Origin of the sequence: Polaribacter dokdonensis, assembly GCF_024362345.1 — a bacterium.
Lineage (GTDB): Bacteria > Bacteroidota > Bacteroidia > Flavobacteriales > Flavobacteriaceae > Polaribacter > Polaribacter dokdonensis.
Genome location: NZ_CP101505.1, coordinates 2,803,290 through 2,821,079 on the forward strand (window position 1 = coordinate 2,803,290; position 17,790 = coordinate 2,821,079).

The window sequence follows — 17,790 nt, forward strand, 5'->3', positions numbered from 1 at the left end:
TTTAATGACAACTACAAGTTGGGGTTGTAAAACTATTAGTTTTTAGATTTACAGGAGTTCCTTGATTATAACCCTCCATTTCAAAGTAGAATTTACTTCTTTTTTTGTTATAATTACCAATTTCGTTCATCGTGTTTACATCATATAGACGTCCATTAATCATTGTATAAATTACAGAATTAGAGTTTTTAATATCTTCTAAAGGATTTTTATCCATGATAATTAAATCTGCTAATTTGCCTTTTTCTAAAGAACCTATTTCATCAGCAGCACCAATATAATCAGCACCATTAATGGTAGCAGCTTTTAATGCTTCATGATTGCTTAATCCTCCTTGTTGTAACATCCATAATTCCCAATGAGCACCTAAGCCTTGTAATTGTCCATGTGCACCTAAATTTACTTTAACACCTTCTTTGGCTAAAGCTGTAACTGTTTCAGAAGTTAAAATATGTCCGTTTTTATATTCTTCTTCAGGAACCATAGTTCTGTGTCTAGAACGTGTGTCAACCACATATCTAGGAGTATATTTTAATAAGGTCTCATTCTCCCAAACATTATATTTTTGATACCACTCAAACTCACCATTCATTCCTCCATAATTTACAATTAATGTAGGAGTGTAACCAGTTTTACTGTTTTTCCAAAGAGATAGTACATCTTTATAAACAGGATTAACAGGAATGTTGTGTTCTATACCTGTATGACCATCAAAAATCATAGACATATTTGAGTAGAAATTAGATCCACCTTCGGGTACAACATTTACCCCCAATTCTCTTGCAGCTTGCATAATTTGCTGACGTTGTTCTCTTCTTGGTTGATTATAACTTTTAATAGACTTTGCCCCAAAAGCTTTTGTTCTTGCAATTGCAAAACGAGCATCCTCTAAGTTATTAACCACAGCTTTAAAATCTCCTTCAGCTCCATATAAAATAAAACCTGTAGAAAACATTCTAGGCCCTACTAATTGACCGCTTTTTTGTAATTCTTCTAAAGTAAAAGCAGCTGCAGTATGCACAGAAGGATCATGTGAAGTAGTAACACCAAAAGCTAAATTTGCATAGAATTGCCAATGTTTTTGTGTGCTTAAACCGTTTCTAAAAGCACCAACATGTGCATGAACATCAACAATACCAGGCATAATAGTTTTGCCATTCATTGCATACATTTTAGCATCAGAAGGTATTTTTATACTACTAGTTTTGCCTATTTTCTCAATCTTATTATTGTGGATAATAATTGTACCATCTTCAATAACTTCATCTCCATTCATAGTAATAATTCTGGCATTTTTAAATGCTATTCTACCTTCAGGAATATCTGAATTAGTTACTAATTTGATTTCGATACTAGATTCTGGGTTTTCAGCTAAATTGGTTTTTGCAAAGGGATCTGTTGAATTGTTTACAATAGATTTTTGAATATAATTACCACCTAAAGTCCAAAATATTTTATCGTTTTGAGAAGACCAATGAAGATTTATTCCTGCATTTTTAGATAAGCTTTCTACCTTAAAGGATTGTGTGTTATTGTCTAGATTTATTTCACTTCCATTAGTAACAAATGGAGCCATATACAATTTGTGTAAATGTATAAATGCAACCCATTTATTATCTGGACTTGGCACTAACCTATTTGCCAATTTAGAGGAAAAATGACTACGTTCTTCTTTTCCATTTAAATCAACACTTTTTAGTTTTTTTGTTAAACCACCAAAAAATGATCCTCCTGTTTGATACAAAATTCGTTTATCATCAGAGGTAAAAGAAGGAAACTCTCCACCTTTAGTTATTCTCTTAGCATTTGTACCATCTGCATTTGCCAAATAAATACCTGTTTTTTTAGTGTAATCATAACCTTGATCTCCATTTCCAGATTCCTTTCTATATGCAATTTTAGAGTTGTCACTATTAAAAGCAGGAGTTCTGTAAATTCCTTTTTCATTGGTGATTTTCACCAAATTAGATCCATTTAAATTTACCTTGTAAATAGCTCCTAATTCTTCATCATTCCATGTTACAAATAAAACTGATTTACCATCAGAAGAGAAATTTGGTTCAGCTTCGAAATCAGTTAATGTTGTTATTCTTGTAGGCGTTCCATTAGGTAATGTTTTTTTATAGATGTGACCTAGAGAAGTAAAAACGATGGTTTTTCCATCAGGAGATGTTTTTACATCCTTAATCATTTTAGATGCAAACTCAGGCTCAAACACTTTACGTTTTACGTGATGAGTTTTTGCCAATTTAATTTTTTCATTAATTTGGAAAGGAATATTAGTAATCTTTTTGGTGTCAATATTAATTCTATTGATTTTACCTTCACTCCATATAACAATGTCTTTATTATTAGGCATCCAAGTAAAATGAGGATATACTCCAAAAACAGCCCAAGCTTCACTTTGATCTTTACTTAAATTCTCATAAATAGGATATTCTTTACCAGTTTCCAGTTCGTGAATGTATAAGACAGATTTTGTTCTAACTCTTTTAACAAAGGCTAATAATTTACCATCTTTAGAAACTACAGGTCTTGCAGCTCCTCCTGGACCACCTGTTATTTGGTCTATTTCTCCAGTCTCAAAATTGTACCTTTTAATAACATAAATCTGTTTGTTTGGATCTTTGTTATATTGAAAAAAACCTCCTGGATACATGTCTTCAGCATAATATAAATATTTTCCATCAGGAGAAATAGATGGGTCATTTACATCTTGCTGATCATTTTTTCTTTTCGTTAATCGTAAACCAGTTGAACCAGAAAGTGGATATTGCCACATTTCTCCTGCACCCACAGAACGTTGTGAAGTATAATGTTTTCTAGCTACTAAACTTTTACCATCTGGAGTCCAAACAGCATTGTTTAAAAGTCTAAATTTTTCTTTCGTAATTGATTTTGCATTTTCTCCATTCGCTGTCATAACCCAAATATTATTTCCACCTTCAGCATCACTGGTAAAAGAAATATATTTTCCATTTGGGCTAAATCTTGGTTGAACTTCATAAGCTAATCCAGAGCGTAAAACTTCTGCATTTCCTCCAGATATTGGCATTTTATAAATGTTACCTAATAAGTCAAAAACAATGGTTTTTCCATCAGGAGAAACATCAAGATTCATCCAAGTACCTTCGTCTGTTTTTAATTGAAATGTTTTATATGACCATTCTTTATGTGGGTTGTTTACATCCCATTTCTTGGATTTTTCTCTCTCTTTTTGCGCAAAAGTCTGCAAGGAAAGCATCATAAACAGTGCAAGTAAAATTTTTGTATACATATTGATGTTATTAGTTAGTTTCGTATAAATGTAAGATTTATATTTTAGATAAATTTTCTAGTTTAAATAGCAAATTAGGGTCAGGACACAATTCTCTCCAAAAATCAATTTCACTTTCTAAGGCAACACCTGGAAAATCATCTTTATAATCTAATAAAGAAAGCAACACTTGAAAATGTAAATGAGGAACCCAAGACCCATTTTCTTTATAGGTGCCTAGAACACCAATTTTATCACCTTTTTTTAATTGATTGCCAACAGTACAATTTTTTATACTTTCTTTAGAAAGATGACCATACAAAGTATAAAATTCTAAATTATCAATTTTATGTTTTAAAATCATAAAACCACCATATCCTTTAAGAGATTTTTGATGAACAGCACATACTATTTCTCCTTCTAAAAAAGCATGAATTGCAGTACCTTCTGCTAACCAAAAGTCTACACCTAAATGTATGTTTCTTTTTGCAGTAGAATTTTCTGCATTGTAAATATCAGATGTATATAAAGAGCGTTTTTCTAAATAGCCACCAGTAATTATTGTGTCTGTATTTTTTTCTTGAATTTCAGTTAATTTACCTTCAAAAAATACAGGATTATTAAATTCAGCTTCAGTTCTTACAGTGGTATTTTCTTTACTTAAATCTATATGATAAACCTTAGTTTTGCCTATAGTTGGAAACAAGTCTAAGAGAGAAAACTGGTGTTTTTCTGCCCAGTTTTTAAACTTTTTGTATTGTAATTTTCTATCCATATTCAAAAATAGAATTTTCTATTTATATTTTAAATAATCCTCTTTTTATTATTTGTAATTTTGTGTAAAAGCATTTGTAATGATAATTCAAGGTATTATAGTAGACATACAAAATCGTACTATTTTTAAAGGAGAAGTAGAGGTTAAAGGTGAAAAAATTGTAGAAATCCGTGAATCTAATCATGATATTGAAACATATATTTTACCCGGTTTTGTAGATGCTCATATTCATATTGAAAGTTCTATGTTAGTGCCTTCTGAGTTTGCAAAAATTGCTGTAACTCATGGTACAGTTGCTACTGTTTCAGATCCTCATGAAATTGCGAATGTTTTAGGAGTGGCAGGTGTAGATTTTATGATTGAAAACGGAAAAAAAGTTCCGTTAAAATTTAATTTTGGAGCACCAAGTTGTGTGCCAGCAACTTCTTTTGAAAGTGCAGGAGCCATTATTAACGCTGATGACATCAAAAAAATGATGGAAAATTCAGACATTAAATATTTGGCAGAAATGATGAACTATCCAGGTGTTTTGTTTGATGATAAGGAAGTTTTAGCTAAAATCCAACACGCAAAAAATAACAACAAACCTATTGATGGTCATGCACCAGGTTTAAGAGGTGATGATATTACAAAATATATTGCAGCAGGTATTTCTACAGATCATGAATGTTTTTCTTTTGATGAAGCCAAAGAGAAACTAGAAAAAGGAATGAAAGTAATTATTAGAGAAGGTTCTGCTGCCAAAAATTTTGAAGCTCTAATTGATCTTTTACCAGATAATTTTGAAAATATGATGTTTTGTTCTGATGATAAACATCCAGATGATTTGTTGTTAGGGCACATTAATCAACTGTGTGAAAGAGCAATTGCAAAGGGAATTGACGTTTTTAAAGTATTGCAAGCAGCTTGTGTAAATCCTGTAAAACACTATAATTTAGATGTTGGTTTATTACAAAAAGATGATTTTGCTGATTTTATAGTTGTTGATAACCTAGAAAAATTCAACGTTTTAGAAACCTACATTAATGGTGAATTAGTTGCTAAAAATGGAAACTCGTTTGTAAATGATGTGAGTTTTAAAGTTTTGAATAATTTTAATACGGATATAAAGAACGTAGAAGATTTTAAATTCGAATCTTCATCAGCAAAAATTAAAGTTATAGAAGCTTTAGATGGAGAGTTAGTTACCAATAAAATTGAGGCAGATTCTTTAATCAAAAATGGAAATTTAGTTTCGAATATTGAGACTGATATTTTAAAAATGACAGTTGTTAATCGTTATAAGAATGCTGAACCATCAATAGCATTTATCAAAAATTTTGGATTAAAAGAAGGCGCAATTGCAAGTTCTGTTGGTCATGATTCTCACAACATCATTGCAATTGGTGTCTCAGATGAAATGATTTGCAAAGCAGTAAATTTAATCATCGAAAATAGAGGTGGAGTTTGTGCTGTAACATCAACCCAAGAAAAAATAGTGTCTTTACCAGTTGCAGGAATTATGTCTGATAAACCAGCAAAAGAAATTGGTGCTGCTTATGCATCATTAGATAAAATGGCTAAAGAAATGGGTAGCCAATTAAAAGCACCTTATATGAGTTTGTCTTTTATGGCTTTGCTTGTAATACCATCTTTAAAATTATCTGACAAAGGATTATTTGATGGAACAAGTTTTAAGTTTACATCCTTAGAAGTTAGTTAATTATACTTTACCAATTTTCTGAACCAAACTGTTAGATAAATTATACAACCATTTTACTTGCCCAAATACCAATTGAGTTTCGTGTAAAGCTATTTTTAGTTCATCAGAAATAGGTATGCCTTCTTGAATTTCTAAATCTCTAGTTGCAGATAAATCTCTGTAATAGTTGGTGTAGTTTTTTTCTGCAATTTTTAATTCATCAGTATTTAAATGCTTAGCAGTATTATTTGAAATTACCTGTTGTAAATTGGTAATTATATGTTTTACGTATATTTCAAATTGCTCAGGAGCTAAACCTCTTTCATTATTTTTAATAAACATACTTAAGGCAGAAAGAGATGATAAAAAAGTATTGCTAATTGTAATTACATCGTAAATAATAGCACTATTTTCTTGTTTAGATTTAGGCTCTTGTAATAACCTTTGATAAGCAGCATTTAAATTACCAACCTTTAAAAAGGCTTCTTTTCTAGACAGATTATAGCTGGTTGCAGTTTCTCCTTTTTGATGATAGTACTTATTAATCTCTATTAAATATGCTTCAAAACCTTTTACAGCATCAATTAAAAAATCTTTAATGTTTTTGGCTTCCCAAACAGGCCACAAAATATAATTACCAATAAATGCCAAAGTTGCACCTATTAAAGTATCAAAAACTCTAAATTGAATTACTTCTAACACATTAGGAGAAATAAGGGCGTACATAAAGATAACATACAAGGTTATAAATGCAGCTCCATTTCTGTAATTCTGCTTTATTAGAGAGAATCCAATAACTAAAGATAGTAATGCAATACTAGCGTAAATAAAGGTGTTTTGCGTAAGTAATACAATTGCAACACCAATTAAAGCTCCTAAAATAGTACCAATTACTCTGCTCTTTACTCTATCTTTTGTTAAACTGTAACTAGGTCTCATAATTACAATAATGGTTAACAAAATCCAATAAGATTGTTGTAACTCTAAGAGGTTACCCATTAAAAAGCCAATAATGGTAGTTATTGTTAAGCGTAAAGAATGTCTAAAAATGGGCGATTTTATATTGAAATTTACTTTTAGTTTTTTAAAATCATAATCTTGTGGCGTAATAAATTGCTCAGCATCTTTTATCCCCCTAATTTTGTCATTTTTATAATATTTGGTAAGTATTCTACCAATATCAACTAAATTCTGAATTTGCTTTTCTTGATACGTTTTGTAGTTTAATAATAGGATAACTTCTTCTCTAGATTCAGGCAAACCAACTTGAAGTTCATATAAAGCAACCTGGTTTTCAATTTTTTTAAGAAGAATTTCAAAATTGGTATTAAAAGTTAGTTTTTCCTCTTTTAAAATTACTTTGGATAAGTGTGTTAAGTAATCTGAAATTTCATAAATAAGGACTTTAAATTCGTCTATTTTTTCAGGATGATTTTCAAATAGATGATCGAATTTTTTGTAATCGATAGCATTAGAAATGGCCAATTCATAAATTTCCATAATTTTAGAAAACACCAATTGCTGACGTCGAATTCTATTGCTAAAACCAGCATTAGACCTTTTCTCTAGAATTACTTCTCTTAAGGTTTCATGTAGCTCGTTTATCTCTGTTTGTAAAGCAAAATTCTTTTCTAAAAGAGAAGTTCTGTCTTGTTTTGCTATTAGTAAATCGCCTCTTAATTTTATAAATTTTGCAGTTTTTTCTAATAGGTTTACAAATAAGTAATCTGTTTGTACTTGAGGAAACAAGATTGAGGTAGAAATAGTTAAAAATAAATACCAAATACCACCAACTGCAATACATAAGGAGTGTTGTAAAATCGATATTTCTGAACTGTCATATGCAAATGCCAAAACTATACTTAGCAAACCTGCTAAAGATATTAATGATGCTCTAAAGCCAAATACAGAGATATAAGATACTACAAAAACAAGTGCAATTAAAAGAGGAAGTAATACAGGTAAAAAGCCACTAAAAGTACCCACTAACAAAGTAATGGTTGTACTAAGTAATATGGAAAATAAAATTCCGTAAAATTTATGGTTTAAACTTCCATTAGTGTCTGCAGGTACACAAAGAATTGAACCTAAGGCAATTCCAAAACCAATATCTATACTATCAAAAAAATATATAGAACTAAAAACAGGAATAGCCATAGCTATTGCAATTAGTAATGCCTTTAAAAATTGTAAACTCTTTATATATCTTAAAAATGCTTTTATCATATATCTTTTGATATTGCAAATTTAACAAGTAAATCTTGTTAGAAGTTTAGTTTGCGTTATTTAAATTAAAACTTTATAATTCAACAAGAAAGGCAGTAACTCAGTAGGTTTGTTTACTTTTACATCCTTAAAATTTTACAATGAGTTTACAACAAGATTTAGAAAAGAGAAGTGGGAATCAATGTGAATTGTGTACTGCAAAGCAGAATTTGTCTATTTATGAGGTAAAACCAGTTTCTACAGGTGGTTTTGATGGTAGTATTCTAGCTTGCGAAGCTTGTATTAATCAAATTGAAAACCCAGAAGAGGTAAATGCAAATCATTGGCGTTGTTTAAATGATGCAATGTGGTCTGAGTTTACACCAGTAAAAGTTGTTGTTTGGAGAATGTTACATCGTTTAAAAAATGAAGGTTGGCCCACAGATTTGTTAGGTATGATGTATATGGAAGATGCTGAATTGGCTTATGCTAAAGAATCTGGAGATCATTTATCTGAAAGTGAAAAAATAATTCATAGAGATGTAAATGGTACAATTTTACAAGCAGGAGATAATGTAGTATTGATTAAAGATTTAAAAGTTAAAGGTTCTAGTATGGTTGCAAAACAAGGCACAGCAGTTCGTAGAATATCTTTAGATCATGAAAATGCAAAATACATAGAAGGTAAAGTTGGCCCAACACAAATAGTGATTATAACAGATTACGTAAAAAAAATGGCTGATAAAGAATAGCATTTTTTTTAAATAAAATAAGAAGCCTTTAATCCTTGTGATTAAAGGCTTTTTTGATTTTTAACTACATCATTCTTAAATTTTTCAACTAAAAAATTAGTTTAAACTAAATATTTAGTTATATTTGTTTTGTTGAACTAAAATATTAGTTGAAAATTATGGCAAAACAATTAACAAAAGCTGAAGAGCAGATTATGCAAGTTTTATGGGATTTAGAAGAATCCTCTGTAAAAGATATTATTACGCAATTACCAGAACCAAAACCAGCTTATAATACTGTATCTACTATTATTAGAATTTTAGAAACAAAAGAATTTGTTGCACACAAAACAGAAGGTAGAGGTTATGTTTATTATCCAATAATTGATAAAGATACCTATAGCAATCAAAGTTTACATAAGTTAATGAATGGGTATTTTCAAGGCTCATTTAAAAGTATGGTTTCATTTTTTGTAAAAGAAAATGATATGGATATTAAAGAGTTAGAGTCTATTTTAAAGGATGTAAATAAAAACTAAGCTATGATTAATTATATAATACAAGTCATTCTGTTTCAAGTTTTATTCTTGGCTATTTATGACTTCTTTTTAAGCAAAGAAACCTTTTTTACTAAGAATAGATGGTATTTGTTAGGCACACCAATACTCTCATTTTTTATCCCTTTAATTAAGATTCCAAATATAGAGAAAGCACTTCCACAAGAGTTTACAGTAAACCTGCCAGAGATTATACTCTCTCCAGAAAAAATGCTTTTACAAACGATATCTAGTGAAGATGTAATGATTTCTAACAATTATATTAATTTACTTTTTTGGGCTGGATTCGTTCTTTTTAGCATCTTGTTTTTGGTGAAATTATTTGGGATAATCACGCTCATAAAAAAACATAAAGCTCAAAAAATGGCCAATGTAAACTTGATTGTTATCCCAGCTGAAACCAAAGCATTTTCTTTCTTTAACTATATTTTTTTAGGTGAAAAAATTAAAGAAAGTAATAGAGCAAATATCATTCAGCATGAATTGGTACATAGCAACCAAAAACATACATACGATTTATTACTATTCGAAATTTTAAAAATTGTTATGTGGTTTAATCCTATGATTTATTTCTTTCAAAAGAGAATAACACTAGTGCATGAATATATTTCTGATGCTGTAGTTGCTAAAACAGAAACTAAAGAAACGTACATCAATAATTTACTATCTAACTTTTTTCAAGTAGAGAATATTGCATTTATCAACCAGTTTTATAAACCCTCATTAATTAAAAAAAGAATTATTATGATGAAAAAGAAACAATCTAAAAAAATGAATCAACTTAAGTATTTACTCCTAATTCCTGTTTTGGCAAGTATGCTTTTTTATAGCTCTTGTGCTACAAAACCATTAAAAAATGAAATTAGTAATTTAGAAAATGCATTAAAGGAGCAAAAAGAAGCCAATGAGAAACAAAAAGTTTTATTGGAGCAGCAACAGCAAGTTTTGCGTGATTCTATTACGCTTTTAAATAATCAAAAAGAAGCAAAAGAGAACGAGTTAAAGAATTTACAAAGAAAAGGTTTCTTAAATAGCATTAATGAAAGAACAGTTGTAGAAACAGAAACTGTATCATTTATGACTATTGATAAAGTACCCGTTTTTCCTGGCTGTGAAGAAGGAGATAAAGCCTGTTTTTCTAAAATGGTCCAGAAACATTTTGTTAAAAATTTTGATAGTAAAATGCCAAAAACTTTAGGATTAAGCCCTGGTAAAAAACGTGTTTTTATTGGTTTTAAAATAGATAAAGAAGGAGATGTTGTAGATATAAAAGCTAGAGCTCCACACCCTGAAATTGAGAAAGAGGTTATTAGAGTAATGGAAACTTTACCTAAAATGCTGCCAGGTGAAAATGAGGGTAAAAAAGTAGGAGTTAAATATTCTATACCATTTACGTTGTTTGTAGAATAACTTGAAAATATGAAAAAGAAATTAATAGTATTATTTTTATTGGCAATAGTAAAAGTTGAAGCTCAAACTTCAACTTTTGCTGTTTCTGATAGTTTGTTTGCAAAAGGTAGATATAAATTGGCTTTAAAAGAATTAGATAAAAAGGAACCTTCCTTTTTATCTAATTATAAAAAAGCAGTAATCTATGAGTCTATAGATAATTATAAAAAAGCTGCACTTTATTTAGAGAAGGCAATTGAATTTAAAGATGATGAAAAGGCCAATCTAAAGTTGGCTAAAAATTATAGAGCAAGTGGTTTGTCTAAAAAAGCCATTCCTATATATGAAAAGCTTTTAGTTGAGGCTTCTTTAAATTTAGTTTTAAAGTATCAATTGGGTAAAATGTATGTAGTAAATAGAAGGCCAAAAGAAGCAATTTCAACATTTAAGTATTTAGTTAAGAATGATACAAATAATGCAAATTATTCTTATTACTTAGGTTTGGCATATGCTTTGAATGGGCAAAGAGATCCTATGATTAATAGTTTTATTGCCACTTATAAAAAAGACACAACACATTTAAAAGCAATAAAAAGATTGGCTAATAGTTTTTTAAAGCTAAATGATAAAGATTCCACACAACTTTTTGTAAACAAAGGTTTGGCTTTAAATAGAAATGATATTGATTTAAATAAAATAAAAATTAACCAACTGTATAAAGATAAAAAGTATTTAAAAGCAATTCCACTTTTAAAAAATCTTGATACCATAGACAAAAAAGAAACGTATAGTAAAGCTATGTTAGGTAGAGTTTTTTATTACCTAGATAGTTTAGAACAAGCCAAAAAAATATTTTCAAAACTATCTTTTATTGATAGAGAAGACTATAAATCGAACACTTATTTAGGGCACATTTATTTTAAACAAGAAGAATATAATAAAGCTATGATGAATTATATGATTGCTACAAATAAAGGAAAAGAGAAACGTGATGAAGAATATTATGGTTTAGCTAGGGTGTTTTATAATACAAAAAAACCGAAACAAGCGTTACGTTTTTTTGAGGAAGCCTATAAAGAAAACCCATCTAATTATAGAGCATTGTACCAATTAGCAACTATGTCTGATGATTATTATAAGGATAAAAAAATAGCTTACAGACACTATAATAAATATTATGAGCGTTTTCATAAAAAAGATGAAGGCATGACAAATTTCGTGAGAAATAGAATTAATGAAATCAAAAAAGCCTATTTTATGAAAGGTGAAACTTTAAAATAAAGTTCAGTATTTTTTAGTAAATTCACACTATATTTAGAAAGCTATATATGCGTGTTTTTACTTTTTTGATATTGCTATTTCTTATTACTTCTTGCGATAAAATTGCGCTTACCTCAGATAGTACTATTCAAGGCTTAGACACTATAGTAGATTTTACTTCAGTAGATACTTATCCTTCGTTTAAAAATTGTGATTCAATTATAGAGAAGACCAAAAAGCAAAATTGCTTTAGAACTACAATACACAACAAAATAGGAGAGGAGTTACAAAAACACACGTTTATTATTGAAGATTCTATAAACGAAACTGTTTTGGTAGATTTACTAATAGATAAAAATGGTGTTATCAACTATCAAAGTATACAAGCTTCAAATTCATTAAAAAAAGAGTTGCCTAAATTTGATAGCATAGTACAAACTTCTGTAAATAAATTAAGCAAAGTTTATCCTGCTATTAAAAGAGGCATACCAGTTACTACAAGATATCAGTTGCCTATAAAAATTCAGTTAAAAAACTAAATTAGTTTAGCATTTTCCAAAGTTTATCTTTAAGCTCTTGTAAGCCTTTTTGAGCTACAGAAGAAATAAATAAAGCATCTACACCTTTTGGTAATTCAGCTTTAATTTCTTCTTGTAATTCATCATCTAACATATCAGATTTTGAAATTGCCAATAAACGATCTTTATCTAACAATTCTGGATTGTGTTTTTTAAGTTCATTCAACAAAATTTCATATTCTTTGTTGATGTCATCAGCATCTGCAGGAATTAAGAAAAGTAAGGCAGAATTACGCTCTATATGTCTTAAAAATCTGTGACCTAAACCTTTTCCTTCAGCAGCACCTTCTATAATACCAGGAATATCTGCCATTACAAAAGTTTGATGATTTCTATGTTCTACAATACCTAAATTGGGTTTTAGTGTTGTAAAAGCATAATCTGCAATTTTAGGTTTTGCAGCAGTTAATACAGATAGTAAGGTAGATTTACCAGCATTAGGAAAACCTACTAAACCAACATCTGCTAATAATTTTAGTTCAATTCTAAACCAACCTTCTGCACCATCCATACCTGGTTGTGCATATCTTGGAGTTTGATTTGTAGAAGATTTAAAGTTCCAGTTTCCTAAACCACCTTTACCACCTCTTAACAAAACCACCTCTTTTTTATCTTCGGTAATTTCTACAATTACTTCGTCTGTATCTGCATCTTTAATTATGGTTCCTAAAGGTACATCTACATAAATATCTTCACCATCAGAACCTGTACTTCTACTTTTACTTCCTGCTCCACCACCTTCTGCTCTAAAATGACGTTTAAACTTTAAATGAAATAACGTCCACATGTTTTTATCTCCTCGTAAAATGATGTGTCCTCCACGTCCTCCATCACCACCATCAGGACCACCTTTGGTAATATATTTTTCTCTGTGTAAATGCGCAGAACCTTGTCCACCTTTACCAGAAGAAGCGTATATTTTAATATAATCTACAAAGTTTCCTTCAGTCATGTTTTTTATTTCTTTAAATCTTGCAGTACAAGAATTCTATTGGGTTGTAATAAGAATTTGGTGATTGATAAACTTAACTATAACGTATCAAAAACTTCAGAAATTCTTTTTGTAATATCTTCTATAGAACCAACACCATTAATACCATAATATTTATGCTGTGCATCAAAGTAATCTTTTAGAATAGCCGTTTTTGTATTGTATTCGTTAAAACGATTTCTAATTTTACTTTCATCTGTATCATCTGTTCTTCCACTAGTTTTACCTCTTTCTAACAAACGAGTAACTAAAACATCTTCTGGTACTTCTAAAGCAATCATACCATTAATTTGTTCTCCTTTATCGCTTAAGAAGGCGTCTAAAGCTTCTGCTTGAGATTGTGTTCTAGGAAAACCATCAAAGATAAAACCATTGGCATCTGGGTTTTTCTCTACTTCTGCTTTTAGCATATTTATAGTTACTTCATCAGGCACTAAATCACCTTCATCCATATATTTTTTTGCTAATAAGCCTAGCTCAGTAGAATTTTTGATATTAAATCTAAAAACATCTCCAGTAGAAATATGTACCAATTGATACATTTCTTTTAAAAATTCTGCTTGAGTTCCTTTTCCTGCTCCTGGAGGGCCAAATAATACGATGTTTTTCATTTTTGGTGCTGTTGATAATTGATATATTTCTGGATAATTTCTTCCTAAACCATTGTAATCTAAACCATATCCAACAATAAACTTGTCTTCTATACTTTTACCAATATAATCTATAGGTAATTCTTTTCTAAAAACGTCTGGTTTAAAAAATAATGATACAACTTTAAGTTGCTTTACGTTCTGATTTCTAAATATATTATAAATTTCTTGAAGTGTGTTTCCAGTATCTATAATATCTTCTAATATAATTACAGTTCTATTGGTTAAATCTTCATTAATGCCTACTAATTGTTTTACATTATCAGTAGATGATGTGCCTTCATAAGAGGCTAATTTAACAAAAGATACTTCACAATCTCCATTAAATTCTCTAATGAAATCTGCAGCAAAAAGAAAACAACCGTTTAAAATTCCTACAAAAATAGGAACTTCATCTTTTGGTAAATCGTGTTTTACTTGCTCTGCTAAATGTTTTACAATTGCATGTATTTCTGCCTTACTTATAAAAGGCTTAAAATATAAATCATGAAGTTTTAAAATGCTCATAAAGATGCAAATATAAGTGCTGTAAATGGAATGAAAAAACCGTTTTGAGTTTAGTTCAAAACGGTTTTTTTATATTTAAAAATAAAATTATTTTTTCTTTTCTTCTTTTTTAGAAGAGTCATACATTATTGGTGTTGCCACAAATAATGATGAGTATGTACCTACTACAACACCCACAATTAAGGCAAACATAAATCCTTTAATAGAGTCACCACCAAATAAGAAGATCGCTAACATTACTAATAATGTAGTTAAAGAAGTATTTATAGTTCTACCTAATGTAGAGCTTAATGCTGAATCTACAACTTTGCTGTATTTCCAATTTGGATAAGAACCAGCAAATTCTCTAATTCTATCGAATATAACCACTGTATCATTTAAGGAGTATCCTACTACTGTAAGTATGGCTGCAATAAATGATTGGCCAATTTCCATATCAAAAGGCATAAAGTTATATGTAATAGAGAAAACACCAAGTACAATTAATACATCATGGAAAACTGCAATTACAGCACCTAATGAGAATGATACTTTTCTAAAACGTAATAAGATGTATAAGAAAACTACAATTAATGAACCAAATACAGCATATAAAGCTGATGTTTTAATGTCATCTGCAATTGTTGGTTCTACTTTCATAAAACTCATAACACCTGCACCTTGCTTTTCGAAACCTGGCTTAAAGTTCTCGTAAGAAGTATCACCTAAATAAGGCTGTAAACCAGTAAATAAAGTATTTTGTACTTCTTCATCAACTTCTGTACCTTCTTCTTCAATTTTGTAAACAGTTGTAATTTTTAATTGATTTGCTTGTCCGTAAGTTTTTACTTCAGGAGCAGAACCAAAGGCATCTTTTAAAGTACCTGCTACTTCTGTAGCATTCATGTCTTGGTCAAAACGAACTACATAAGATCTACCTCCTTTAAAATCTACACCTTGCTTTAATCCTATAGAAAAAATAGAAGCAATACCTGCTAAAATAATAGCACCAGAAATAATGTATGCAATCTTACGTTTCTTTAAGAACTCTACATTTATGTTTTGGAACCATCCTTTAGATACAGATGTGTTAAAAGTAAGGTTAGATCCTTTGTTTACAGAACTATCAATTAACAAACGTGTAATGAATACAGCTGTAAATAATGATGTTGCAATACCAATCATTAATGTTAATGCAAAACCTTTAATTGGTCCTGTACCAAAAACATAAAGAATAATACCTGTTAATAAGGTTGTAATATTTGCATCGATAATTGCAGATAAAGCTCCTTTAATAGAGAAACCTTCTTCTACAGATTGCTTTAAACCTTTCTTTTTGAAAAGACCTTCTTTAATTCTTTCGAAAATAATAACGTTGGCATCTACAGACATACCAATTGTTAAGATAATACCAGCAATACCTGGTAAAGTTAATACAGCATTAAATGATGCTAAAACTCCAAAAATGAATAAAATGTTTACAATTAAGGCAACATTTGCATAAGCACCTGCTTTACCATAATATAAAATCATCCATAATAATACTAAGATAATTGCTAACCCAAAAGATAAGAAACTGGCATCAATTGCTTCTTGTCCTAAAGATGGCCCAACTACTTCTATTTGAATAATTCTTGCAGTTGCAGGTAATTTACCAGCTTTTAATACTGTAGAAATATCTTCTGCTTCAGCAACAGTCATACTTCCACCAGAGATAGAAGTTCTACCTCCAGAAATAACTTGGTTAACAGATGGAGCAGTATAAACATAATCATCTAAAACTACTGCAACAAAATTACCAATGTTATCAGCTGTCATTTTAGCCCATTGTTTTGTTCCAGAGCTATTCATTGTCATTGAAACTTCTGGTTTGTTTAATTGATCAAATACTTGACCAGCATCTAAAATAACATCACCTTCAATTGTTGGTTTGTCATTTCTATTTCCTTTTATAGCATATAAACTAATAACATCAGCACCATCAGCACCTTCTACAGATTTATAATCCCATAAAAATTTAGCATACTTAATTTCAGTTGGTAATAATGCTCTTACTTCTTTTTTAGAAAGTAAGTCATTAACCATTGCTGTATCTAAAACTCTAGCACTTGCAACTACAGAACTTAATTGTTGTTGAGACTGAGCCACGTTTGGATATAAGTAAGTAAATAAGCTTTTTTGAACTTTAGTAGAATCTGCTTCTTCACCTAATAGATCATCAATATCATCTTGCTTAGTAGAATCTTTTTCTTGTTCTAAAACAGAATCATCTTTTAGCATTTCTGCTACTTTAGAATTTGCAGCAAAGAAAAAGTTTTGAACTTCTGCATTTGTATATACTCCCCAAAACTGTAATTCAGCTTTACTAGTAATTAATTTTGTAACACGTTCTATGTCTTTTGCTCCTGGTAATTCAATTTGAATTCTACCAGAATTTCCAATTCTCTGAATATTTGGTTGTGTTACGCCAAACTTATCTATTCTACTTCTTAAAACTTCAAAAGCAGTACCAATAGAACTGTTAATTTCTTCTTGTAATGTTTCTCTTACAGTAATGTTTGCTTCATCAAAAGAGATTTTATCACTTAATGCTTTTGTACCAAAAATTGAAGGATCACTTAACTTAGTATCACCTGCTACTTTTTGAAATTCTTCAAAAAATAAGTCTAAATAATTTAAGTTACTATTTTTTTGTCTTTCATCTGCCTTTTCTAAAGCAGTATTAAAAGCTACGTTTTTAGAATCGTTAGATAAACTTTTTAATACTTCTTTTACAGATACTTGTAAGATTGCATTAATACCACCTTTCAAGTCAAGACCAAGATTCATTTCTTTGTCTTTTACATCATTATAAGTGTATTGTGCAATACCTAAATCTATAATTTCTTTGTTAGCAACACTGTCTAAATATGTTCTTTCGAATTTAGCTTTTGCTCTAGCATCACTATCTACACCTCTTTCATTAGAGTATTCTACTGCATCATCTTCTACCTTATTGGCTAAGAAAGTAAATGAAAGTTGGTATAAACTCACTAATCCAAAAAGAATAGCGAATAATTTGATTAATCCTTTGTTTTGCATTTTATATGGTTTTAGTCAAAAATTTTAAAAACGAGCAAATATAGATAACTTCTCGAACTTTTTTGACATTTAATTTTGTTTAATAATTTGTTTTCAGAACTTTGAGTGACTACTCAATTCTGACTTCTTTTTCTTTTACGAATAAAACAA

The 17,790-nt window shown here is 29.6% G+C and carries 12 protein-coding genes; 6 read left to right on the plus strand and 6 right to left on the minus strand.

The window, feature by feature from the left end; all coding sequences use genetic code 11:
- Window position 1 precedes the first annotated feature (1 nt).
- Complete coding sequence (locus LPB302_RS12570; RefSeq protein ID WP_053973219.1) at window positions 2-3,277, minus strand: amidohydrolase family protein; 3,276 nt, start codon at window positions 3,275-3,277, stop codon at window positions 2-4.
- A 37-nt stretch (window positions 3,278-3,314) separates the two neighbouring features.
- Window positions 3,315-4,031 carry a peptidoglycan DD-metalloendopeptidase family protein gene (locus LPB302_RS12575; RefSeq protein WP_053973218.1) on the minus strand — a complete coding sequence of 239 codons (717 nt, stop codon included), beginning with the start codon at window positions 4,029-4,031 and terminating at the stop codon, window positions 3,315-3,317.
- A 79-nt stretch (window positions 4,032-4,110) separates the two neighbouring features.
- On the opposite strand from LPB302_RS12575, the gene ade reads away from it, so the two are divergent.
- Entirely contained in the window at window positions 4,111-5,733 is a 1,623-nt protein-coding gene (gene ade, locus LPB302_RS12580) for an adenine deaminase (RefSeq protein ID WP_053973217.1), read from the plus strand.
- On the opposite strand, the gene LPB302_RS12585 is transcribed toward ade, so the two are convergent.
- Window positions 5,734-7,938 carry an FUSC family protein gene (locus LPB302_RS12585; protein ID WP_074613532.1) on the minus strand — a complete coding sequence of 735 codons (2,205 nt, stop codon included), beginning with the start codon at window positions 7,936-7,938 and terminating at the stop codon, window positions 5,734-5,736.
- Between the two features lie 140 nt (window positions 7,939-8,078).
- Between LPB302_RS12585 and LPB302_RS12590 the strand changes: the two genes are divergently transcribed.
- The 5 genes from LPB302_RS12590 (at window position 8,079) to LPB302_RS12610 (ending at window position 12,393) form a co-directional block, all read left to right on the plus strand.
- On the plus strand, window positions 8,079-8,669 hold the full coding sequence (locus tag LPB302_RS12590) for a PhnA domain-containing protein (RefSeq protein WP_053973216.1): 591 nt from the start codon (window positions 8,079-8,081) through the stop codon (window positions 8,667-8,669).
- A gap of 158 nt (window positions 8,670-8,827) precedes the next feature.
- Window positions 8,828-9,187 (plus strand): BlaI/MecI/CopY family transcriptional regulator, encoded by a 360-nt coding sequence (locus LPB302_RS12595; protein ID WP_053973215.1) that lies wholly within the window; start codon window positions 8,828-8,830, stop codon window positions 9,185-9,187.
- Between the two features lie 3 nt (window positions 9,188-9,190).
- A complete protein-coding gene (locus tag LPB302_RS12600; RefSeq protein ID WP_053973214.1) occupies window positions 9,191-10,615 on the plus strand; it encodes a M56 family metallopeptidase in 1,425 nt (474 codons plus the stop codon).
- 9 nt (window positions 10,616-10,624) lie between these two features.
- Window positions 10,625-11,875, plus strand: a complete 1,251-nt coding sequence (locus tag LPB302_RS12605; RefSeq protein WP_053973213.1) for a tetratricopeptide repeat protein — start codon at window positions 10,625-10,627, stop codon at window positions 11,873-11,875.
- Between the two features lie 47 nt (window positions 11,876-11,922).
- Window positions 11,923-12,393: an energy transducer TonB gene (locus LPB302_RS12610; RefSeq protein WP_053973212.1), complete on the plus strand. Its 471-nt coding sequence runs from the start codon at window positions 11,923-11,925 to the stop codon at window positions 12,391-12,393.
- 1 nt (window position 12,394) lies between these two features.
- Here LPB302_RS12610 and obgE read toward each other — a convergent pair whose 3' ends face one another.
- The 3 genes from obgE to secDF all read right to left on the minus strand — a co-directional run bounded on the left by obgE (window position 12,395) and on the right by secDF (window position 17,640).
- Window positions 12,395-13,384, minus strand: a complete 990-nt coding sequence (gene obgE, locus LPB302_RS12615; RefSeq protein WP_053973211.1) for a GTPase ObgE — start codon at window positions 13,382-13,384, stop codon at window positions 12,395-12,397.
- A gap of 77 nt (window positions 13,385-13,461) precedes the next feature.
- Window positions 13,462-14,580 carry an adenylate kinase gene (locus LPB302_RS12620; protein ID WP_074613533.1) on the minus strand — a complete coding sequence of 373 codons (1,119 nt, stop codon included), beginning with the start codon at window positions 14,578-14,580 and terminating at the stop codon, window positions 13,462-13,464.
- Between the two features lie 87 nt (window positions 14,581-14,667).
- Window positions 14,668-17,640, minus strand: coding sequence for a protein translocase subunit SecDF (gene secDF, locus LPB302_RS12625; RefSeq protein WP_053973210.1), 2,973 nt, complete (start codon window positions 17,638-17,640; stop codon window positions 14,668-14,670).
- Window positions 17,641-17,790 lie beyond the last annotated feature (150 nt).